The sequence below is a fragment of the Roseomonas genomospecies 6 genome (assembly GCF_008365375.1).
Classification (GTDB): domain Bacteria; phylum Pseudomonadota; class Alphaproteobacteria; order Azospirillales; family Azospirillaceae; genus Azospirillum.
Genome location: NZ_QOKW01000031.1, coordinates 1 through 21942, shown reverse-complemented (window position 1 = coordinate 21942; position 21942 = coordinate 1). Strand labels below are relative to the sequence as shown.

At 68.1% G+C, this 21942-nt stretch carries 22 protein-coding genes and 1 pseudogene; 13 read left to right on the top strand and 10 right to left on the bottom strand.

Features of this window, described 5'->3' with window-relative positions; translation table 11 throughout:
- The first annotated feature begins 12 nt into the window (after window positions 1-12).
- The 10 genes from DS843_RS26285 (at window position 13) to DS843_RS26240 (ending at window position 8996) form a co-directional block, all read left to right on the top strand.
- Window positions 13-585, top strand: coding sequence for a DUF3306 domain-containing protein (locus tag DS843_RS26285; RefSeq protein WP_149471788.1), 573 nt, complete (start codon window positions 13-15; stop codon window positions 583-585).
- A 296-nt stretch (window positions 586-881) separates the two neighbouring features.
- Window positions 882-1487 carry a molecular chaperone TorD family protein gene (locus DS843_RS26280; RefSeq protein WP_475849394.1) on the top strand — a complete coding sequence of 202 codons (606 nt, stop codon included), beginning with the start codon at window positions 882-884 and terminating at the stop codon, window positions 1485-1487.
- A 140-nt stretch (window positions 1488-1627) separates the two neighbouring features.
- On the top strand, window positions 1628-1828 hold the full coding sequence (locus DS843_RS26275) for a formate dehydrogenase (protein WP_149471786.1): 201 nt from the start codon (window positions 1628-1630) through the stop codon (window positions 1826-1828).
- 78 nt (window positions 1829-1906) lie between these two features.
- On the top strand, window positions 1907-4732 hold the full coding sequence (locus tag DS843_RS26270) for a molybdopterin-dependent oxidoreductase (protein WP_475849393.1): 2826 nt from the start codon (window positions 1907-1909) through the stop codon (window positions 4730-4732).
- Between the two features lie 20 nt (window positions 4733-4752).
- Window positions 4753-5349: a formate dehydrogenase FDH3 subunit beta gene (fdh3B, locus tag DS843_RS26265; protein ID WP_149471784.1), complete on the top strand. Its 597-nt coding sequence runs from the start codon at window positions 4753-4755 to the stop codon at window positions 5347-5349.
- Window positions 5346-5540 carry a hypothetical protein gene (locus DS843_RS26260; RefSeq protein ID WP_149471783.1) on the top strand — a complete coding sequence of 65 codons (195 nt, stop codon included), beginning with the start codon at window positions 5346-5348 and terminating at the stop codon, window positions 5538-5540. Before fdh3B ends, DS843_RS26260 begins: the two co-directional genes overlap by 4 nt.
- Window positions 5541-5586: 46 nt before the next feature.
- Window positions 5587-6642 (top strand): formate dehydrogenase subunit gamma, encoded by a 1056-nt coding sequence (locus tag DS843_RS26255; RefSeq protein ID WP_149471782.1) that lies wholly within the window; start codon window positions 5587-5589, stop codon window positions 6640-6642.
- Window positions 6643-6653: 11 nt separating this feature from the next.
- A complete protein-coding gene (locus DS843_RS26250; RefSeq protein ID WP_149471781.1) occupies window positions 6654-7031 on the top strand; it encodes a hypothetical protein in 378 nt (125 codons plus the stop codon).
- 74 nt (window positions 7032-7105) lie between these two features.
- Window positions 7106-8116 carry a WD40 repeat domain-containing protein gene (locus DS843_RS26245; protein WP_167525476.1) on the top strand — a complete coding sequence of 337 codons (1011 nt, stop codon included), beginning with the start codon at window positions 7106-7108 and terminating at the stop codon, window positions 8114-8116.
- 181 nt (window positions 8117-8297) lie between these two features.
- Complete coding sequence (locus DS843_RS26240) at window positions 8298-8996, top strand: class II aldolase/adducin family protein (RefSeq protein WP_149471779.1); 699 nt, start codon at window positions 8298-8300, stop codon at window positions 8994-8996.
- Window positions 8997-9016: 20 nt separating this feature from the next.
- On the opposite strand, the gene DS843_RS26235 is transcribed toward DS843_RS26240, so the two are convergent.
- The 10 genes from DS843_RS26235 to DS843_RS26190 form a co-directional block, all read right to left on the bottom strand.
- On the bottom strand, window positions 9017-11089 hold the full coding sequence (locus DS843_RS26235; protein ID WP_149471778.1) for a sensor histidine kinase: 2073 nt from the start codon (window positions 11087-11089) through the stop codon (window positions 9017-9019).
- Window positions 11090-11281: 192 nt separating this feature from the next.
- Window positions 11282-12082: a DODA-type extradiol aromatic ring-opening family dioxygenase gene (locus DS843_RS26230; RefSeq protein ID WP_149471777.1), complete on the bottom strand. Its 801-nt coding sequence runs from the start codon at window positions 12080-12082 to the stop codon at window positions 11282-11284.
- A 111-nt stretch (window positions 12083-12193) separates the two neighbouring features.
- The gene (locus tag DS843_RS26225) at window positions 12194-12673 is read right to left on the bottom strand and encodes a F0F1 ATP synthase subunit B family protein (protein WP_149471776.1); all 480 of its coding nucleotides are present in this window, start codon (window positions 12671-12673) and stop codon (window positions 12194-12196) included.
- On the bottom strand, window positions 12670-13320 hold the full coding sequence (locus DS843_RS26220; RefSeq protein WP_149471775.1) for a F0F1 ATP synthase subunit B family protein: 651 nt from the start codon (window positions 13318-13320) through the stop codon (window positions 12670-12672). The genes DS843_RS26225 and DS843_RS26220 overlap by 4 nt, the downstream gene beginning before the upstream one ends.
- Window positions 13321-13407: 87 nt before the next feature.
- The gene (locus DS843_RS26215) at window positions 13408-13632 is read right to left on the bottom strand and encodes an ATP synthase subunit C family protein (RefSeq protein ID WP_014239727.1); all 225 of its coding nucleotides are present in this window, start codon (window positions 13630-13632) and stop codon (window positions 13408-13410) included.
- Between the two features lie 72 nt (window positions 13633-13704).
- Window positions 13705-14448, bottom strand: coding sequence for a F0F1 ATP synthase subunit A (locus DS843_RS26210; protein WP_094305931.1), 744 nt, complete (start codon window positions 14446-14448; stop codon window positions 13705-13707).
- A gap of 12 nt (window positions 14449-14460) precedes the next feature.
- Window positions 14461-14823, bottom strand: a complete 363-nt coding sequence (locus DS843_RS26205; protein WP_149471774.1) for an AtpZ/AtpI family protein — start codon at window positions 14821-14823, stop codon at window positions 14461-14463.
- A 177-nt stretch (window positions 14824-15000) separates the two neighbouring features.
- Entirely contained in the window at window positions 15001-15603 is a 603-nt protein-coding gene (locus DS843_RS26200; protein WP_149471773.1) for an SCO family protein, read from the bottom strand.
- 83 nt (window positions 15604-15686) lie between these two features.
- Window positions 15687-17864: a bacteriohemerythrin gene (locus tag DS843_RS26195; RefSeq protein ID WP_286192334.1), complete on the bottom strand. Its 2178-nt coding sequence runs from the start codon at window positions 17862-17864 to the stop codon at window positions 15687-15689.
- A gap of 291 nt (window positions 17865-18155) precedes the next feature.
- On the bottom strand, window positions 18156-18893 hold the full coding sequence (locus DS843_RS26190) for a PhoH family protein (RefSeq protein WP_149471772.1): 738 nt from the start codon (window positions 18891-18893) through the stop codon (window positions 18156-18158).
- Window positions 18894-19655: 762 nt separating this feature from the next.
- Here DS843_RS26190 and minC point away from each other — a divergent pair.
- The 3 genes and pseudogenes from minC to minE all read left to right on the top strand — a co-directional run.
- Window positions 19656-20405: a septum site-determining protein MinC gene (gene minC, locus DS843_RS26185; RefSeq protein WP_208852329.1), complete on the top strand. Its 750-nt coding sequence runs from the start codon at window positions 19656-19658 to the stop codon at window positions 20403-20405.
- A 153-nt stretch (window positions 20406-20558) separates the two neighbouring features.
- Entirely contained in the window at window positions 20559-21374 is an 816-nt protein-coding gene (gene minD / locus DS843_RS26180; RefSeq protein ID WP_109068620.1) for a septum site-determining protein MinD, read from the top strand.
- Window positions 21371-21613, top strand: a pseudogene (gene minE, locus DS843_RS32105) (cell division topological specificity factor MinE); the annotation flags it as partial. The gene minD and the pseudogene minE, both read left to right, overlap by 4 nt.
- Window positions 21614-21942: the final 329 nt, after the last annotated feature.

The following is a 21942-nucleotide window of genomic DNA, read 5'->3' as shown; positions in this document are numbered from 1 at the left end:
CGAGACACAGCCATGACCGACGAACCTTTCCTTTCCCGCTGGTCGCGCCTGAAGCGGCAGACCGCCGCCCCCGTCCCGCAACCGGTGGAGCCGCCGTCCGAGGAGCCGCCCGCGCAGCTTCCGGCGGAGGCCGCCGCATCCGCGGAAGCCGCTCCGGACGCCGCCCCCGAAGCGGAAGACCCGCTGAAGGACCTCCCGCCCGTCGAGGACCTGACGCTGGAGTCCGACTTCACCCCCTTCCTGCGGACGGAGGTTCCGGAGGACCTGCACCGGCAGGCGCTGCGCAAGCTGTGGACCTCGGACCCCGTCTTCGCCAACGACGACGGGCTGAAGGACTACGCCGACGACTACGCCAGCCTGTTCACCGGCTCCTCGCCCGTGAAGACGCTCTACCGCGTGGGCAAAGGGTTCCTCGACGCCGTGGACGAGGCCGCCGAGAAGGTCGACGAGGCCGTGCCTCAACCGACGGCTGCGTCCGCCGCCGAAGACGGGAATGAAAAAGCGGCCATCCCCGAAAGTCCGGAACCGCAGCAGATCGCCTCTGCTTCGCAAGAACCGGACGGCAATATGATAAAAAAAGCATAACGCCAGTCCAGCCAAAGACCCGATACACACGCTTCTATGTCAACCTTTGTTGACAAGCGCCGCGATTCTGCCCTTTAATAGCCCTATCCCAAATGTTAAGCCCCTGATATGGCGAGGCTTTTCGCGGGTGCAATATGAGGTTGTCGGTCCAGGGCGTCTCGGGCGCCGGCCCATGATGCCGTGAGCCTTCAACGGGCGAGCCAATGCGCCGCCGTTGTTGCGACGGATGGGGCCGGGTGCCGGGGTTTTGCCGAACTGGTCCTTTTGTCGTGTCGGGAGGGATGAACGCCGTGTCCGTGACCGGTGAACATGATCCGTCGGCCTTGCCGCCGGAGGAAATGCAGCGGGCGCAGCTCTACGCCCTGCTGGCGCGCCTGCTCGCCCGCCCGCCCGGCGGGGAGTTCCTGGCGGCGCTGGCGGCGTTGGAGGGCGACGGCAGCCCCCTCGGGCAGGCGCTGACCGGTCTGGCGGAGTCCGCCCGCGGCACCGGCGCCGCCGCGGTCGAGGAGGAGTTCAACACCCTCTTCATCGGCGTCGGCGGCGGCATCCTGTCCCCCTACGGGTCCTACTATCTCACCGGATTCCTTCACGAAAAGCCGCTGGCGGAGCTGCGCGGCGACATGGCGCTGCTGGGCATCGCCCGCGCCGACGAGGTGAAGGAACCCGAAGACCACATCGCCGCCCTGGCCGAGATGATGGCGGGCCTCATCACCGGGGCCTTCGGCGCCCCGGCGGATCTGGAGGCGCAGCGCCGCTTCTTCGACCGCCACATCGCCTCCTGGGCCGGCGCCTTCTTCACCGATCTGGAATCCACGCCGTCCGCCGCCTTCTACCGCGCGGTGGGCACGCTGGGGCGCCGGTATCTGGAGGTCGAGGGGAAAGCCTTCGATATGGCGGCGTGACCGGACACCGGCACCGCCGCCGCAAGGACAACAAGAACGAGGCCGGCCCGCGACAAGGCCGGTCCAACCATGAAAGCCCGGAAACCGGGCGGCACATCGGTCTTCAGTCTCGGGGAAGCCGCGAAGAATAGGGTGAAGCAATGATCGACAAGAAGGAAAAGACCACGCTTGCGCGGCGCGACCTGTTCCGCGCGGCCGGGTTGGGCGTCGGCGCTCTGGGCGCCGCCGCCGTTGGCGCCGTGACGGGCGTGGAGCCGGCGCAGGCCGCCGAGCCCGCCCCCTCCAAGGGCTACCGCGAGACCGACCATGTCCGGACGGTCTACGAACTGAGCCGCTTCTAAGAAGGACCGCCGCACATGCTGACAAAGAAGAAGGCGGCTGCTTCCGGCGGCCGGTCGCTCGCGAAGATGGTTTCCGGCTTGACCGGTAACACCGTCGACCGTCGTTCGTTCCTCCGCACCTCCGGCATCGCCGCCGGTGGCGCCGCCATCGCCGCCACGATGCCCTTCGGCATGGTGAAGAAGGCCGAGGCGGTGACCGCCACCCCCGCCGCGGGCGCGCCGCTCAAGCTGGTCAAGAACGTCTGCACCCACTGCTCGGTCGGCTGCACCGTCACCGCCGAGGTGCAGAACGGCGTCTGGGTCGGCCAGGAGCCGAGCTTCGACAGCCCGATCAACCTGGGCGCCCATTGCGCCAAGGGCGCTTCGGTGCGCGAGCACGCCCACGGCGACCGCCGCCTGCGCTACCCGATGAAGATGGTGGACGGCAAGTGGACCCGGATTTCCTGGGACCAGGCCATCCAGGAAGTCGGCGACAAGCTGCTGTCCATCCGCGAGAAGTCCGGCCCGGATTCGGTCTTCTGGCTCGGCTCGGCCAAGCACAGCAACGAGCAGGCCTATCTGATCCGCAAGTTCGCCGCCTTCTGGGGCACGAACAACGTCGACCATCAGGCCCGCATCTGCCATTCCACCACCGTCGCCGGCGTGGCGAACGTGTGGGGCTACGGCGCCATGACGAACTCGTACAACGACATCCAGAAGTCGCGCGCGATGTTCTTCATCGGCTCCAACGCCGCGGAGGCGCACCCGGTCGCCATGCTCCACATCCTGAAGGGCAAGGAGCAGAACAACGCGCCCCTGATCGTCGCCGACCCGCGCTTCACCCGCACCGCGGCCAAGGCCGACGAGTACATCCGCTTCCGTCCCGGCACCGACGTGGGCCTGATCTGGGGCATCCTCTGGCACATCTTCGAGAACGGCTGGGAGGACAAGGAGTACATCGCCAAGCGCGTCTACGGCATGGACGAGATCCGCGCCGAGGTCGCCAAGTGGACTCCGGAAGAGGTCGAGAAGGTCACCGGCGTTCCGGGCTCGCAGCTCAAGCGCGTCGCCCGCACCCTGGCCTCCAACCGTCCGGGCACGCTCGTCTGGTGCATGGGCGGCACGCAGCACCACATCGGCAACAACAACACCCGCGCCTACTGCGTGCTCCAGCTCGCGCTGGGCAACGTGGGCGTGATGGGCGGCGGCACCAACATCTTCCGCGGCCACGACAACGTGCAAGGCGCCACCGATTTCGGCGTCACCTCGGACTCGCTGCCCGGCTACTACGGCCTCGCGGAAGGCGCGTGGCGCCACTGGGCGCGCGTCTGGGACGTCTCCTATGACGAGGTCCTGGCCCGCTTCAAGGACAAGAAGCTGATGGAGGCCACCGGCATTCCGGTGTCCCGCTGGTTCGACGGCGTGCTGGAAGCCAAGGAGAACATGGACCAGCCCGACGCCATCAAGGGCATGGTCTTCTGGGGTCACGCGCCGAACAGCCAGACCCGCCTTCCCGACATGAAGAAGGCGATGGAGAAGCTGGAACTGCTGGTCGTCGTCGATCCGTACCCGACGATGACCGCCGTCCTGTCCGACCGCAAGGACAACTTCTACCTGCTGCCCGCCGCCACCCAGTACGAGACCGTCGGGTCGCGCACCGCGTCCAACCGGTCCGTCCAGTGGTGCGACAAGATCTTCGAGCCGCTCTTCGAATCGAAGACCGACCACGAGATCATGTACCTGTTCGCGAAGAAGTTCGGCTTCGCGGAGCCGATGTTCAAGAACATCAAGCTCCACGGCAACGAGCCGGACATCGAGGACATCACGCGGGAATGGAACCGCGGCATGTGGTCGGTCGGCTACACCGGCCAGTCGCCGGAGCGTCTGAAGCTGCACATGCAGCATCAGGGCACCTTCGACAAGACCACGCTGCGCGCCAACGGCGGTCCGTGCGACGGCGACTTCTACGGCCTGCCGTGGCCCTGCTGGGGCACGCCGGAGATGAAGCATCCGGGCACCGCCAACCTCTACGACAACTCCCTGCCGGTCGCCGAAGGCGGCGGCGCCTTCCGCGCGCGCTTCGGCGTGGAGCGCAACGGCGTGACGCTGCTGGCCGAGGGCGCCTATCCGGTCGGGTCGGAGATCAAGGACGGCTATCCGGAAGTCACCTACGCCATGCTGGAGAAGCTGGGCTGGACGGGCGACCTGACCGAGGCCGAGATGGCCGTCATCAAGAAGATCGGCGGCGAGAAGATCGGCGCCGTGTCCTGGACCACCGACCTGTCGGGCGGCATCCAGCGCGTGGCGATCAAGCACGGGCTGAACCCGCCGGGCAACGCCAAGGCGCGCTGCGTGGCCTGGAACTTCCCGGACCCGGTGCCGGTGCACCGCGAGCCGCTCTACACGCCGCGCCGCGATCTGGTCGCCAGCTACCCGACCTACAAGGACACCAAGTCCTGGCGCCTGCCGACGCTCTACAAGTCCATCCAGGACCGCGACGTGTCGAAGGAGTACCCGATCATCCTCACCTCCGGCCGTCTGGTCGAGTATGAGGGCGGCGGCGACGAGACCCGGTCGAACCCCTGGCTGGCCGAGCTGCAGCAGGACATGTTCGTCGAGATCAACCCCTTCGACGCCAACAACGCCGGCATCAAGGACGGCCAGATGGTCTGGGTCGAAGGCCCGGAAAAGGGCAAGGTGAAGGTCAAGGCCATGCTGACCGAACGTGTGGGCCGCGGCGTCGCCTTCATGCCCTTCCATTTCGGCGGCCATTTCCAGGGCCAGGATCTGCGCGCCAAGTACCCGCAGGGCGCCGACCCGATCGTGCTGGGCGAGGCGGCGAACACCGCCACGACCTATGGCTACGACTCGGTCACGCAGATGCAGGAAACCAAGACCACCCTCTGCCGGATCTCGGCGGCCTGAGACGCTAGGAGTTCATCACCATGGCCCGCATGAAATTCCTCTGCGACGCGGACCGCTGCATCGAATGCAACGCCTGCGTCACCGCCTGCAAGAACGAGCACGAGGTGCCCTGGGGCATCAACCGCCGCCGCGTCGTGACCATCAACGACGGCAAGCCGGGTGAGCGGTCGATCTCCGTCGCCTGCATGCATTGCTCCGACGCGCCCTGCAAGGCCGTCTGCCCGGTCGATTGCTTCTACCAGACCGAGCAGGGCGTGGTCCTGCACAACAAGGACCTGTGCATCGGCTGCGGCTACTGCTTCTACGCCTGCCCGTTCGGCGCCCCGCAGTACCCGCAGGCCGGCAACTTCGGCACCCGCGGCAAGATGGACAAGTGCACCTTCTGCGCGGGTGGTCCGGAGGCAGACAACACGGACGCGGAGTACAAGAAGTACGGCCGCAACCGTCTGGCCGAGGGCAAACTGCCGCTCTGCGCCGAGATGTGCTCGACCAAGGCCCTTCTCGCCGGCGACGGTGACAAGGTGTCGGACATCTACCGCGAGCGCGTGGTCGCCCGCGGCTTCGGTGCCGGCGCCTGGGGCTGGGGCACCGCCTATCAGACGAAGGCGGGATCGTGAGCGTGATCCGTCGCACCGTCTGTCTGATGGCGCTTCTCGTCGGCACCCCGCTTCTGGCGGGGTGCAACGAGGAGGAGCAGGCGCGCCCGATCCATATGGAGAAGGGCGTCTACCGCGGCGCCGCGGACACCAACCTGTCCGTGGACCAGATCCGGGCGCTTCAGCAGCGCTCGGACGGCCAACGTTTTTGAGGGGCCGTTTCTGATGGGCGCGGTTCTGAAGGGAAGGGCTGACGCTATGACGTCGAATCATTCCAAGGGTCGGCTGGGCAGGACTCTGCACATCGTGCTTCTGGGCGTCGCCATGCTGGCCCTGACGCTGGTCATGGCCAACGTCTCCTCCGTTTCGGCGCAGACGATGCCACCCGTCGCCAGCCAGCCGGCGGGCGGTGGCTCCGAGGTCGACATGTGGCGCGGGGTCCGCTCCGGCGAGCAGGGGTATGTCTCCATCCCCAACAAGAGCGCCGGCGTCCTGGTGCAGTCGGAAGGGGAGGCGTGGCGGTCGGTGCGCAACGGCCCGCTGTCCACCTATGGCGGCTGGGTGCTTGGCGGCATGCTGGGTCTGCTGGTCCTGTTCTTCCTCGTGCGCGGGCGCATCCGGATCGACGGGGCGAAGACCGGACGGACCATCCAGCGCTTCAACGCCTTCGAGCGGGGCGTGCACTGGCTGACCGCCGGGAGCTTCATCGTCCTGGCCGTCACCGGGCTGAACGTGCTGTACGGGCGCTACACCATCCTGCCGCTGCTGGGGCCGGAGGCGTTCGCCGCGATGACCCAGTACGGCAAGTTCGCCCACAATTACCTGGGCTTCGCCTTCATGCTGGGCATCGTCCTCATCTTCGTGATGTGGGTGAAGCACAACATTCCGGAGCGCAACGACATCACCTGGGCGCTGAAGGCCGGCGGGCTGTTCAGCAAGGGCGTCCATCCGGCGGCGAAGAAGTTCAACGCCGGGCAGAAGGTGATCTTCTGGGCGACGGTGCTGGGCGGTGCGGCGCTGGGTTACACGGGCGTGCAGCTCCTGTGGCCCTTCTCCTTCGCCTCGATGGCCGACATGCAGCTTTACCAGCTCATCCATGCGGCGGTCGCGGTGGTTCTGACCGCGGTCATCATCGCGCACATCTATATCGGCTCCGTCGGTATGGAAGGCGCCTTCGACGCGATGGGTACGGGCGATGTCGAACTCCAGTGGGCGCGCGAGCACCATTCGCTGTGGGTTCAGGAGGTGACGGGCGAGACGCCCGGTCGCCATGGGGGCCATCACCATGGCCGTCACCGCGCACCCGCCGAGTAAGGACACCATCCATGCGTTCTTTCCTGATCGGCCTGCTGTTGGCCGGGGCGGCTGCCGCTCCGGCCTTCGCCCAGAACGCGCCCGTGCTCAAGCCGGCGGCCGAGGTGAAGCGGGTCGTCGAGCAGACCTACAACGTGCAGGTTCTGCGCGTCACGGAAGCGGAACTGGAGGACGGCACCCCCGTCTACAAGGTCGCCGCGATGATGCCGGGGACCGCCGGGAACGCCGCCTTCATGGTCAACACGCTGACCGTCGATGCGGCGACCGGCCTCGCTCTGCCGCCCTTCCGCCACCACGCGGCGGGCTACAGCCTGCCCCTGGGCGGCAGCTACGAGCCGAACCGGACCTCGAACAACCCCGCGGTCGCGCGCGGGCACACCTGGCGCTGATACCTGTTACTCCCTGACCGGTGGCTGCGAGGCCGCCGGTCTTTTGCCTTTCGGGAGGTGGATCGGGCATGGGGATGGGGCACCGTTCGGAAAGTCCGCCTTGTCATGCCCGTCATCGGCTGTTCGCTCTGGCCGTTCTGGCGCCGCTCCTGATCGTTTCCCTGCCGTCCCGCGCCGCCGATCTGGTCGGCCACGGCGCCATGGTCAACGCCGTCGCGGTGTCGCCGGACGGCGCCCGCGCCCTGACCGGAAGCTGGGACTATTCCGCCATTCTGTGGGACCTTCCCACCGGCGTCCGGAAGGCGTCCTTCCACGAGCACGCCGCTGGAGTGACCGCCGTGGCCCTGTTGCCGGACGGCAAGCGCGGCCTGACCGGCAGCCGCGACACCGCCATCATCCTGTGGGACCTGGAAAGCGGACGCCCGTTGCGCCGTTTTGACGGGCACACCGGCACCGTCGCCGGTCTGGCGGTCGCGCCGGACGGGCGGAGCTTCGCATCCGCGGGCTGGGACTCGGTGATCCGCCTCTGGGACCCGGAGAGCGGCGCCCTGCTGCGGACGCTGGAAGGGCATGGCGCCAACGTCAACGCCGTGGCCTTCACGCCGGACGGCGGGCGTCTGGTCTCCGCCGGGTATGATTTCCAGATCCGCGTCTGGGACGCCGCGACCGGGCAGGAGAAGGCCGTTCTGGAAGGGCACGAGGGCAGCGTGAACGGTCTGGCCCTGTCTCCCGACGGACGGCTGGCCGCCACGGCTTCCAGCGACGAGACGGTCCGGTTGTGGGATCTGGAGAGCGGCACGCTCCTGCGCACGCTCTACGGGCATACGGGATTCGTCACCTCCGTGGCTTTTTCGCCCGACGGCAAGACCCTGCTGTCCGGTGGGGGAGGGGACCGGCGCGTCCGCCTGTGGGACGCCGCGACCGGGCGCTCGCTCGCCTCCTTCCGCGGGCATGAAAAGCCGGTTCTGGCGGTCACCTTCACGCCGGACGGGAAGAGCGCCCTGTCCGCCGGCTACGACGCGGTGGTCCGCCATTGGGACCTGACCAAGGCCGAAACCGACAAGGCGGACGGCGGCCGTCCGTGATCCCCTCTTCCGCCCCGGGAGAGGGTGGCCCGAAGGACCGGGTGAGGGTAAAATCGAGAATCCAGGCGCAGATCCTTGGCTGTACCCTCACCCTCCCGCCGCGTTGCGGCGGGTCCCTCCCTCTTCCGGGGCGGGAGAGGGGGCTGGGAGCATGCCCGCTCCGCTGACGAGACCGCATCCCATGACCAGCCTGTCCCACGCGGCGCAGCGCCGTTCCATCATCGACACCTGCCTTGCCATGAACGGGGCGGGCATCAACCAGGGGGCGTCCGGCAACCTGTCGGTCCGGGTGGAGGACGGCTTCCTCATCACGCCCAGCAGCCTGCCCTATGACGAGACGACGCCGGAGGACATCGTGGAGATGGGCTTCGACGGGACCTACGTCGGCCGGCGCCGTCCGTCGTCGGAATGGCGTTTCCACCGCGACATCCTGAAGGCGCGGCCCGACGCCGACGTGGTTCTGCACGCCCACTCCACCTTCGCCACGGCTCTGGCCGTCCATGGCCGGGGCATTCCCAGCTTCCACTACATGGTGGCGCTGGCCGGGGGCGATTCGATCCGCTGCGCGCCCTACGCCACCTTCGGCACGCAGGAGCTGTCCGACCACGCCGTGGCGGCGCTGGACGGGCGGCTGGCCTGCCTGCTGGCGAATCACGGCATGATCGTTCTGGGCAAGACGCTGAAGGGCGCGCTGGCCCTGGCGGTGGAGGTGGAGACGCTGGCTCGCCAGTACCTCTACGCCCATCTGCTGGGTGAGCCGGTCATCCTGCCGCCCGAGGAGATCGAGCGCGTCGCCGAGAAGATGCGCCGCATGAAATACGGGCTGCCCCCCGATGAGGATGCGGCGCCCGAGGACACCGCCCGCCCGCGCGACGCCTGACGGCCAGAACGCTCCGACGGTCAGGAGGCGAGGCGGGCGACCGGGCGCAGCGCGCCGATGGTGACCAGCGGGCGCTTCGACGCTCCGGCGGTGCCGACCTGGAGCGGACGCTCCTCCGCCGGGGGCCGATAGTAGGCGGGCAGGGCCACCGTGATGCGCGTGCCCTGGCCGGGTTCGCTCGCCACCTCGATGTCGCCGCCGAGCATGGCGGCGTAATGGCCGACCAGCGTCAGGCCGAGGCCGGCACCGCGCCGCTTCCCGTTCGATCCGCCTTGGACGAAGGGCTGGAAGAGGCGGGCGGTCTGGCTGCTGGCGAAGCCGCTGCCGCTGTCGGTCACGGTGAAGCGCAGCCAGGGCTCCCGGTCGCGCTCGACCCGCTCGGCGGCCAGCAGGACGGTGCCGTCCCGGGTGAATTTGCAGGCGTTGTCCAGCAGGTTGAGAAGCGCCTGCCGGACCTTGCCGAAATCCGAATGCATCTGGCCGAGCGTCGCGGCCTCCGCCTGGAGCGTCACCTCGTTGCCGTTGAGGTCGGCGGCGGGCAGCGTGCGCTCCCGCGCCTCGATCAGCAGCCGGTGCACGTCGAAGTCCTGAAGCACGACGTCCATGTTGCCGGCCTCGATCCGGGCATAGTCGAGGATCGCATCGACCAGGGTCAGCATCTGTTCGCCGGTCCACTGGATCTGTTCGACGTCGGTCGCCAGCTCGCCGGCGCCGAGGCGGTGCAACTCGCTCATCAGCGATTGGCTGGAGGCGACGATCCCGTTGATCGGGGCGTGGAGTTCCTGCCCGATGTTCACCAGGAAGTTGGTCTTCGCCTCGTTGGCGGCGTCGGCTCGCTCCTTGTCGCGCAGAAGCTGGCCGTGCCGGTCGGCGGCCTCCTGCCGCTGGCGCTCCAGTTCCGCGGTGTTGTCGCGCAGGATGCGGACGGCGCGGGCCATGGCGGCCACCTCGTCCGCGCCCTCGTCGGGAGGCAGGGCGAGGTCGGTCCGCCCGGCGGCGAGCGCGGTGACCGCGGCGGCCATGGTCGAGACGGGGCGGGCGACCCGGCGGTTGACGAACCAGACCATGGCCAGCCCGGCCAGGGTCACGCCCAGGGCCGCCCATAGGGCGATCCGCAAGGTGCGCCAGGACTGGTCGGCCAGCCCGCCGCGCAGCCCGGCCGCGATGGCGTCGTTGCGCTGCCGGATCTCCGCCGCGTGGACGGCCATGGCGGCGGCGTTGGGCGTCAGCCGCTCGGCGCGCAGGGCATCCTCCTCGGACAGGGACGCCTCGATGCCGTCCAGCACCCCGTCGATGCCGGCCAGGGCCGCCTCAACCTCGTCGATGGTCTGGCGGGTGCCGGGGACCCAGAGATAGCGGTTCATCTCGGCCAGCTTGGCGCGGGCGTTGCCGAGTTCCGCACGCATGCGCAGCGAGTCGCGGTCGTCGCGCCGCGCGATGTAGCGGCCGAGATGATCCTGCATCATCAGGATCGCGACGGCTGCATCCCCGGCCAGCGCCGCGGAATCGACGCCGCCAGCGTCCTTCAGCCGGCCCAGCCCGGAGCGGATCTGGGAAATCTGCGGCTCCAGCACCGACTCGGTCAGGCGGGCGCGCTCGCCGCGCAGGGCGACCAGCGATTCGAAGCCGCTCCAATAGGCATCCAGCGCCGTCCGCGCCTCCTCCACCGACCGGCGGTCGGCGTCGCCGCCCGCCATGGCGGCCAGCGCGGTCAGCCGGTCCAGCAGTCCGTCCCGGCGCAGCCCGGCGTCGAGCAGGCTCTGCTGGTCGCCCTCGGCCAGATGGTCGCGCACGGAGACCTCCAGATCGCGCAGACCGATGTCGAGGTCCGCGGCGGTCCGGGAGGTGTCGGCGTAGGCGGAGAAGGTGCCGACCTCGCGGCTGACGCCATAGAGCGAGGCCACGCCGATCAGCGCCAGCAGAAGCACCAGCCCCAGCACGACGCCGAAGCCCAGCCCGACGCGCGCGGCGAGCGTCAGTTCATCCAGGCGGCGCAGGAGGCCGAGTCCCGGAAGGGAGTGCGTGAGGCGGGCCGGGGCACCGAGGGGGAAGGGGGGGGCGCCGGACCGGGGCAGGGTTCCGTTCCGCTTCACGCCACGTCCCGTACGCGCTGTCGTTCGTAAGCCACGAGATCCGGCCGAAGGTTGCGGGCAGGAGAAGCCCGACGTTGTCAGAAACCCCTCCGTGTGCACGGACGGGTGGCGCGGATTGTAGCTTGGCGACGCAACGGCGCAAACAGACAAGTGCGTCGGGTTCAGCCCCCTTTAAACATCTCCGGCACGATCTCAGGCCGAGCCATGAAAGGCGTAGGCTTGCATGCCGATGCTGCCATGCTCGAACCCGGTGTGAAGCCGCTCCGTCCGCACCGCGCTCCCGGCGGCGCCGAAGGCCACGGGCAGGGGCAGGAAATGCTCGTCGGTGGGATGCGCCGCCTTGGCCTGCGGGCAGAGGGCTTTCCAATCCGCCAGCGCCTGAGCGTCGCCCGCCGCCAGCACCCCGTCGAGCCAGCCGGCGAACTCCTCCGCCCAGCCGGCCACGCCGCTCTCGCCGAAGCGGAAATCGCCGAGATTGTGGACGGCGCCGCCGCTGCCGAGGACCAGCACCCCCTCGCGCCGCAGGGGCGCCAGGGCGCGGCCCAGGGCGATGTGGTCGGCGGCGGAGGCGCCGGGCTGGACCGAAAGCTGGGCGACGGGGATGTCGGCCTCCGGGTACATCAGCATCAGCGGCACCCAGGCGCCATGGTCGAGCCCCTGTTCGGGCTCCACCGAGGCGCCGGTCAGATCCCGCACGCGGTCGGCCAGGGCCGGGGCGCCGGGCGCGGCGTAGCGCAGCGCGTAAAGCGCACGGGGAAAGCCGTAGAAGTCGTGAACGGTCTCCGGCTGCGCGGCCCCGCTGATGGCCGGGGCGTGGGTCGTCCAATGGGCGGAGACGGCGATGACCGCGCTCGGACGGCCCAGCCGCTTGCCCAGACCGGCAAGGAAGTGGCGGCCCGGCGAATCCTCGATGATGAGGGTGGGGGCGCCGTGGGAGACGAAGGCGCTGGGAAACGGGGAGGGCGGGGCGGCGGCCGGCTGGGTCGTGGTCATGAGAGTGGCTCTTGGGGAATGGCTCCGGGTTGCGGCTCCATTCGACCAAAGAAAAACCCCGGCGCCTAGGCCGGGGTTTCTCGAAAGACCGTTGCTGGTGAGGCAACGATCTCAGTGCAGGTGCTTCGGCAGCTCGGCGATCGACTGGTCGATCAGCTTGTCCGCCTGGGCCGGCTGGATGCCGGTTTCCAGGATGCGGCGGCTGGCGTCCATGGCGATGTCGACGGTCAGGTTGCGGACCTCGGCCAGCGCCCCGGCTTCCGCCTGGGCGATGCGGTCCATGGCCTGGGCCTCGCGGCGCTTCAGGGACGCTTCGAGGTCGGCGCCGGCCTGCGAACGGAGACGGTCGGCCTCCTCGCGGGCGTGGGCGATGATGGCCTCGGCCTCCTTCAGCGCGTCGCGCTGACGGCGCTGGTAGTTGGCCAGCAGGGCCTGGGCGTCTTCACGCAGGCGCTGGGCCTCGTCCAGCTCGGCGCGGATCTTCTCGGCGCGGGCGTCGAGAAGGCCGGTGATGGCGGCGGACGCCTTCTTCCACACCAGCGCGACGAAGATGAGGAAGGCTACGGCGACCCAGAATTCAGGGGTATTCATGACCGGCGCTCCTCGATCACGGCGGCGACCGCCGCATCGGCCTGGGTCGCATCGACGTCCAGCCCGGCCAGACGGCCGGCGACGTCGCGGGCGATGTCGGCGGAGATGGAACGGACATTGGCGACCGCCTGCTCCTTGGCCGCGGCGATGTTCGCCTCGGCGCTGCGCAGACGCTCGGCGATGTCGGCGGCCAACTGGGCCTGACGGGCCTGGTTGTTCGCGTCGATCTCGGCGGCCACCTGGGCGATCAGGGCCTGGGCGTCGGAGCGGGCCCCGGCGAGGGACTGATCGACCTGGGCCATGACGGCCTCGGCCTCTTCCTTGAGCGAAGCGGCCTTGCTCAGGTCGCGCGAGATGCGCTCCTGGCGCTCCTCCAGAACCTCGCCAACGCGCGGCAGCGCTTTCTTGGACAGGAGGTAGTAGAGGGTGATGAAGGTCAGCGCCAGCCAGAAGATCTGGGTGGGGAAGGTGGCGGGATTGAGCTGCGGCAGGCCGCCGGCGGCATGCTCGCCGCCATGGGCGGCGTCCGGCGCGTGCTCCGCCGTCGCCGCCAGGACGTTACCGGCAAGCACGGTCAGAGTGGCGAGCGAGGCGCCCGCAGCACCCGACCAGCGGACCAGCCGTCGCTTGGCCAACAGGTTCGGCATGGATCGGTCCCCCTAGGCAAGAATGCGGCGCCGAAACTTCGAGAGCCCGGCGCCGCGTCAGAGCGAAGTTTGAAGTTCGCTCGGGCCTTAGGCGAACAGGATCAGGAAGGCGATCAGCAGGGCGAACAGCGCGACGGCTTCCGTCAGCGCGAAGCCCAGAATGCCGATCGGGAAGACCTTCGGCTGGACGGCCGGGTTGCGGGCGATCGAACCGATCAGGGTCGAGAAGATGTTGCCGATACCCAGGCCGACGCCGGCGAGGGCGATAACGGCCAGACCGGCACCGACGTACTTGGCGGCTTCAGCTTCCATGGTACTCATTCCTCTAGGTAAGGGTGAACTGGTGGAGAAAGGTGAAAGGATGATCCGTGTCGGCGCTGGTGCTCAGTGCAGTTCCAGCGCGTCGCGGATGTACAGGCAGGTCAGGATCGAGAAGACGTAGGCTTGCAGGAACGCGACCAGGAACTCGAAGCCGGTCAGCGCGATGTTGATGGCCAGCGGGACGAGGCCGGCGAGGAAGCCGACGGCGCCCAGACCGCTGATCATCATGACCGTGAAGCCCGCGAACACCTTCAGCATGGTGTGACCGGCCATCATGTTGGCGAACAGTCGGATCGACAGGCTGACGGGACGCATCAGGTAGGAGATCACCTCGATCGGGATGAGGATCGGGGCGAGCGCCACCGGCGCGCCGTGCGGCATGAAGAAGCTGAAGAAATGCAGGCCGTGCTTCATCAGGGCCAGGACGGTCACGAACACGAACACCGTCGCCGCCAGCGTGAAGGTCACGATGATGTGGCTGGTGAAGGTGAAGGTGAACGGGATCATGCCGACGAGGTTGCCGAACAGCACGAACATAAAGATCGCGAACACGAACGGGAAGTAGGGACGGGCGTCGTGCCCGGCGTTGTCCCGAACCATGTTGGCGACGAATTCGTAGAAAATCTCGGCCAGGGACTGGAGGCGGCCCGGAACCAGGGCGCGGCCAGACATGCCGAAGACGAGCAGCGCGTAGATCAGCGCGACCGCCACGACCATGAAGAAGGCCGAGTTCGTGAAGGACACGTCATACCCGGCGATCACGATCTGGAGGATCGGGTTGATCTGGAACTGGTGCAGCGGATCCAAGGTCGTCCTCGCTCAGTGTGCGTCGCCGTTGGGGCGCTCGTTGTCATCCTCACGGGCCCGGCGGTAGCCGGGGGCGAACCCGAGCCCGGTGATGGCCCGGTAGACATTCAGAATTCCGGCCGCCGCGCCGAGGAAGAACATGACGATCAATCCCCAGGGCGCCGTTCCGAGCCAGCGGTCGAGCAGAAGCCCGCCACCGACGCCGACGATCATGGCCGCGACCAGCTCGGTCCCGATGCGGAAGGCGATGCCGAGAGGACTCTGCGGCAGCCGGTGATATTTCCCCGGACCGCTCTGCGATTCCTTCCCTTCACGCGCCTTCTTCAGCCGGGCTTCAAGGTCTACCAGAGACGGCGGGGGCTTTTCGTCGCTCATGTCGCTTCGTTATCCCCCGTTGGCTCGCAGCCACGCGAAAGCGGCGAGACCATACGGACAGGGCTCAACCCTGTCAAGTCGCAAAACCCATAATACAAGTGCTTGAAAACCCAACGAAACCGCGCCGAAACCTTGGTAATACCGGGTCGAAGGGCACGGCTCCGCTCCTGTTTTCCGTCAGCCGGCAATACGGGTGCCCAGATCCTGGGCCACCCGGTCGGCGGTGGTGCCCGCCGGGTACACCCCCAGGAAGCGCCCGTCGGGCCCCATCAGGTAAAGAAAACTGGAGTGATCCATCAAGTAATCCTCCGGCTTTCCATCCTTCTGCGGCGCCTTGGCGTAGTAGACCCGGTAGGCCTTGGCGGCGGCCTTCACCTGCTCCGGCGTGCCGGTCAGCCCGACCAGGGAAGGGTGGAACAGGCCCACATAGTCCTTCAGATGCGCCACCGTGTCGCGCTCCGGATCGACGGAGATGAACATCGGCTGCACCTTGTCCGCCTGCCGGCCCAGCAGATCCATGGCGCGGGCCATGGTCCCCAGCTCCGTCGGGCAGACGTCGGGGCAATAGGTGTAGCCGAAATAGATCAGCAGGTACTTGCCGCGGTAGTCGGCGTCGGTGACCGTCCTCCCGTCCTGATCGGTCAGGGTGAAGGGGCCGCCGATGGGCACGCTGCTCTGCACCGTGCTGGCGGCGTTCTCGACCTGCCACCAGGCGATTCCGGCGGCGATCACGAGCCCCACGGCGGAGGCGGCGGCGATGCGGATGAGTCGGGCTTTCATGATGGCCTGGAATGGGGCGGCGCGCGGCCCAGGTCAAGGGGCGATGTGCGCGCCGTCCCGTTTCCGCGCGGCGGGGCGCCGGTTCAGGCCGCGCGCCGCACCATCCCGTCCGTCCGCCCGTCCTCGCGATGCACGCCGGGGCCGCTCCCGTCCAGATGGTGGCCGATGCGCTTGTCGAAGCGCTGGATGTGGCCGGTCAGCCAGTCGCGGAAGAGGGCCAGCAGGTCGTCGCCGATCTGCGTCTCCCCCGCTTCGAAGCGTTGCTTCAACTCCGACACGCGCTTGCGCAGGGCGTCGTGCTGCGCCTTGTGCTGGACGAAGTCGGGATAGGCGGACCGCTCCATCACCTGCTCCTCCTGCTCGAAATGCAGGACGGTGTAGGCGACGAGCTGGTCGATGGCCGACCCGATGGCGTGCGGCACTTCGCCGCCGCGGATGCGCCGGGCGGCCCGGTTGATCAGCGCGACCAGGATCATGTGGTCGTTGTCGATGTCCTCCTGCCCGACGGCCAGCGTGTCGTTCCACGGCATGAAGACGTCCTCCCCGGTGGGGGTGAAGAGGGAGGCCAGCTCCGCGCTGTTGATCGCCTCCACGTTGACCAGGAAGGCATCCACCAGGTTGCGCAGGGACCCGGCTTCCTGCGCGAGGCTCTCCGCGGCGTCGAGCAGGCCGTTGGCCGCCTTCTCCGTCTCCAGGGCGGAGGACGACACCCCGTTGATGCTCGCGGACACCTGCCGCGTGCCCTGGGCGGCTTCTCCGGCGCTGCGGGCGATCTCGCCGGTCGCGGCACCCTGCTCCTGCACGGCGGCGGCGATGGAGGTGCCGATCTCGTCGCTTCGGGCGATGATCCCGGCGATCTCGCGGATGGCGGTGACGGCGGCCTGGGACGCCTGCTGGACCTCGGTGATCTGGGCGGCGATCTCCTCCGTCGCCTTGGCGGTCTGGCCGGCGAGGTTCTTCACCTCGCCCGCCACGACGGCGAAGCCCTTGCCCATCTCGCCGGCCCGCGCCGCCTCGATGGTGGCGTTCAGCGCCAGAAGGTTGGTCTGGCTGGCGATGCTGGTGATGAGGTCGGCGACCTCGTTGATCTTCTGGGCCGCCTGGCCCAGCCCGTCGATCCGGTCGCTGGCCAGACGGGAGGCGTTCACCGCCTGCATGGAGATGTGCGAGGAGGTGGCGACCTGCGTGCCGATCTCCGCGATGGCGCTGCTCAGCTCCTCGGCGGCGGAGGCGACGGTCTGCACGTTCACCGATGCCTGCTGCGACGCCCCGGCGACCGACGCCGCCTCGCGCATGTTGCGGTCGGCGGTGTCGGACAGGGAGCGTGCCGTGTCCTCCAGCGCCAGCACCGCCTTTCCGACCGTGCCGACCATCGCGGTGACCGTGGCGTCGAACCGCTCCGTCAGCCGCTCCAGAGCGCGGGCGCGCTGCCCGGTCACGCGGTGCTCCACCTGCTGGCGCTCCCAATGGCGCCGCAGGTCGATCTGGTTCTTGCGGAAGACCTCCACGGTGCGGGCCATGACGCCGATCTCGTCGCCGCGCTCCGTGCCGGCCACGGTCACCGCCGTGTCGCCGTCGGCGAGCGTCTGCATCACGCCGGTCATGGTGCGCAGCGGGCCGACGATGGCGCGGCTGACCAGCAAGGCGATCCCCGTCGCCACGAGGCCGATCAGCAGCCCCAGCCCGCCCAGGAACAGCGCGGCCTCGCGGAAGGCTGCGGCCACGTCGTCCACATAGATGCCCGACCCGATCAGCCAGCCCCAGGATTCGGAGGCGCGGACATAGGAGATCTTCGGCACCGGCTCCGCCTGGCCCGGCTTCGGCCACAGGTAATCGACGAATCCGCCCTGCGCCGCGAAGCCGACGCGGGTCATCTCGACGAACAGCAGCTTCCCGTTCGGATCGGCGGTGCGCGACTGGTCCTGCCCCTCCATATCCGGCCGGATCGGGTGCATGATCATGCGTTGCGAGCGGTCGGTGATGAAGAAGTATTCCGATCCGGCGTAGCGCAGGCGGCGCAAGGCGTCCTTGGCCGCGGCCTGGGCGGCATCGCGGGTCAGGGTGCCCTTGCGCTCCATCTCCTCGTAATGGGCGACGAGGCTGTGCGCGACCTCCACCACGCTGCGGGTCTTGTCCTGGCGGTCCTTCATCATCTCGGCGCGCAGGCCGAACAGGCTGACGACGGCGATCAGGACGAGCCCGGCCGCCGCCGCGCCCAGGATGACGGAGATCTTACCCTTGATGCTGATGCGCTCGAACACCTGACGTTCCTCCGATTTCCCTTTCTTCCGGCGCTGAGGCGCCGTCTCCGGACGGGGATGCCGCCGTTTCCGGAGATTCTGCTAAATTTTTTGTTACTTTTGCTCCGACGGACTGACCGTCGTCAAGGCGGAGCAACCGGAGGTGAGAAAACGTCGCAGACCCGCTGCTCAAAGTTAAGGGGGCATTTGTTTCGCAATGCACAAAGGAAAGGGGAGGCCCGAAGGCCTCCCGCAGTTGCGAACGGATGCGCCGACGATTGGGCGGCCGTTGCTTGCGGCCGGCGAAAGTCTTCAGAGCACGGTCAGCATGCTGGCGACCAGGGGATGGCGGACGATGTCGGTGTCGGACAGGCGGACGACAGCGATGCCCTCCACCGCCTCCAGCCGGCGCGCGATGTCGGCGAGGCCCGACAGGTTGTCCAGCAGGTCCGTCTGGTCGGGGTCGCCGGTCAGCACCATGGTGGAATGCCAGCCCAGCCGGGTCAGCAGCATCTTGATCTGGGCGTAGGTGCAGTTCTGCGCCTCGTCGATCACCACGAAGGCGTTGTTCAGGGTGCGTCCGCGCATGAAGCCCACGGGCGCGATCTCGATGGTGCCGTCGGCCATCAGAGCGCGCAGGCGCTTGGCGCCCATCCGCTCGCTCAGCGCGTCGTAGAGCGGGCGCAGGAAGGGGGCCATCTTCTCGTGCATGTCGCCCGGCAGATAGCCGATGCTCTCGCCCGCTTCGATGGCCGGGCGGGACAGCACGATGCGGTCCACCTTGCCCTCCTCCAGAGCCTCCACCGCGGAGGAGATCGCCAGATAGGTCTTGCCGGTGCCGGCGGGGCCGAGCGCCACAACGAGGTTATGGTCCCTGATCGCCTCCATCAGCCGCTTCTGGTTGGGGCTCTGGGGCTTGACCTTGCGGAGATAGCTCTGGTCGCGGCGGTCGGCTCCGCCCACGGGGTCCCAGCCGGCGGCGGGGAACAGCGGGTGGACCGTCGACTCGGACGCTGAAACGGCGCTGCCTTTGGTCTGGCGTCTGGCCATATCGCTCTCCTAACGTCACGTTGGTGGGCGGCGGCTCCGGGCACAAAAAAACCTCCCGCAAGGGGGAGGCGATCATGTCGCAGGGCGACGGTTTGGCCGGAGTCCGGCTTGCCGGTGCGAGGCGTGCGTCCCGTCCGCCGCACCCAAGGTGGGGTGCCGGAGGAAATCGGACGCTCGGAAACGAAGGAGGATGCAAGCGGACCTCTTCGTCAGGAAATGAACCTCGCTCTAGCAAGATAGGTCTTGCAGGCGCGAACGTCAGTCGGAATTGAGGGCATCGCAAAAGATTCACACAAGATGTTGTGGTGGCGCCGCCGGGGGAGGCCGGTGTTGCGATGGGCTACCCCCAGAGGCGGAACCGCTGGGCGGGCACGGCTCCGTCAGGCTGCGTCGGACACCAGGAAACAATCAATGAGGGTGGCGCGGATGACAGGGAATGCCGTGGGGTGAAATGGGCATAGTCTTGCAAAACCCTTTGCCCGGCGAATCCGGTTCCATTACCATACTTTGTGGTGAGACTTGCCGTTGACGCAACACATGGGCAATTAGGATGGGCTTTCGGGCCGGTCGGAAAACCGCTGTTCTGGCCCATCGCGCGTGTGGCCAGCGGTTGTCACTCCATCGGCACCGGGAAAGGCTTGTACGGATGGGGTCCGCGCCGCTAGAACGCGGGTGGTTGACCCTTCCGCCCTGGCGCCCTGCCGATGGCTCCAGACATGCGGACGAAGCGGATTCGGCAGGAACACAAGCAGGATGGCAGCGGTGAGCAGCGCCAGGCAGGGTGCCGATCGGGACGGTCCGTTCCAGTTGCGGGGCAACTCCTTCACCATGATGGTGCTGAAGGTGAGTGATCCGGCCTCGCCGGACTTCTTCACCCAGCTCGCCGTCAAGGTGCGGCAGGCGCCCAATTTCTTCCGGAACGCGCCGGTCGTCCTCGATTTCGAGGATCTGACCGAGGAGACCCCGCGCTTCGACATCGCCGCGCTGGTGACCAACCTGCGCGCCCTCTACCTGTTGCCGGTCGGCTTCCAGGGCGGGCCGCGGGCGGTCCAGGAGGGCGCCTTGGCCGCCGGGCTGACGCCGATGCCCGCCGGGCGAGCCGCCAAGCTGGAGTCCGCCGCCCGTCCGGCCGATCCCCAGGCGGACGCCGCCGCGGTGCCGGCGCCGCCGCCCGAGCCGGTCTACCGTCCGACGCTTCTGGTGACGGAGCCGGTGCGGTCCGGCCAGCAGATCTACGCGGAGAAGACGGATCTGGTCATCACCGCCCCGGTGTCCCCCGGCGCGGAGGTGGTGGCCGACGGCAACATCCACGTCTATGGCGCGCTGCGCGGCCGTGCGCTGGCGGGGGTGTCCGGCGACGCGAACGCGCGCATCTTCTGCCACAGCCTGGAGGCCGAGGTGGTTTCGGTGGCCGGGCTGTACCGCGTCAGCGAGGATTTCGGGAACGACGTGCTGAAGAAGGCCGTGCAGATCTTCCTGCGCGACGGCTATCTTCACATGGAACCCTTGTGATCGTACTTCTGAAAGCTCTTCATCGAATGGCCCCCTGTGCAATCCTTCCGATGGCGGCGGTGTCACGCAAAGCGTGCCCGGCACAGGCCCTGATCTGCGTAACCCGGTAACCGGACCTTGGCGGCAACTTTTAGGAACGTGGGAGAAGCTCCGTTGGGCAAGATCATCGTCATGACTTCCGGCAAGGGCGGCGTCGGCAAGACGACCTCCTCCGCCGCTTTCGCGACCGGACTCGCCTTGCGCGGCTTCAAGACGGTCGTCATCGATTTCGACGTCGGGCTGCGCAACCTCGACCTCATCATGGGCTGCGAGCGGCGCGTGGTGTTCGACTTCATCAACGTCATCAACGGCGAAGCGAAGCTGAGCCAGGCGCTGATCAAGGACAAGCGCATCGACAACCTGTCGATCCTCCCGACCTCGCAGACCCGCGACAAGGACGCCCTGACCCGCGAAGGCGTGGAGAAGGTTCTGAACGAACTCTCCAAGGACTTCGACTACATCGTCTGCGACAGCCCGGCGGGCATCGAGCGCGGCGCCCTGATGGCGCTGTACTTCGCCGACCACGCGGTGATCGTGACCAACCCGGAAGTCTCCTCGGTCCGCGACAGCGACCGCATCCTGGGCGTGCTGGCTTCCCGCTCGCGCCGGGCGGAGCAGGGGCTGGAGCCGGTGACGCAGCAGCTTCTCCTCACCCGCTACGACCCGGAACGGGTGGAGCGCGGCGAGATGCTGAAGGTGGACGACGTTCTGGAGATCCTGGCGATCCCGCTGCTCGGCGTGATCCCGGAAAGCCAGGCCGTGCTGCGCGCCTCCAACGTCGGCATGCCGGTCATCCTGGACGAGGCGTCCAACGCCGGTCAGGCCTATCTGGACGCGGTCTCCCGCTTCCTGGGCGAGGATGTGGAGCACCGCTTCGTCACGCCGCAGAAGAAGGGCCTGTTCAGCCGCCTCCTCCGGAGGTCCGCATGAGCATCTTCAGCTTTTTCCGGTCCGCCCCGCGCGCGTCCGCGGTCCAGGCCAAGGAGCGGCTCCAGATCGTCATGGCGCACGAGCGCGCCGGGCGGACCGGGCCGGACTATCTGCCGATGCTCCAGCAGGAGCTTCTGGCCGTCATCGCCAAGTACATCGACATCGACCAGAACAAGGTCGAGGTGAAGCTGGACCGCGGCGGCGACTGCTCGACCCTGGAACTGAACATCGAGCTGCCGGCCCGCGAGGCCGCCGCGAAGGCGCTCAAGGAGAGCGCCAAGCTGGCGGTCGCCGGGAACCGTCCGCAGCCGGCCAAGGACGCGGACGAATCCGACGCCGTCAAGATGGCCGCGGGCAGCGCCCTGACCAACGGCGGCGTCAAGAAGCGCCGCTGAGGGCTTTGGGCGGGCGGGGAAGGTCGTCGACGGTGCCCCCACCCTATCCCTCCCATAGGCGCTAACATGAGGCTGATGCGATAGATGTGTCCGGCGTAACGGAGTGCGCCGGGCTCTGTTTTCCGGGGATGCTTTCAACTGATCCCGCCGATGCCCCCTGGCGCACGGTTGAG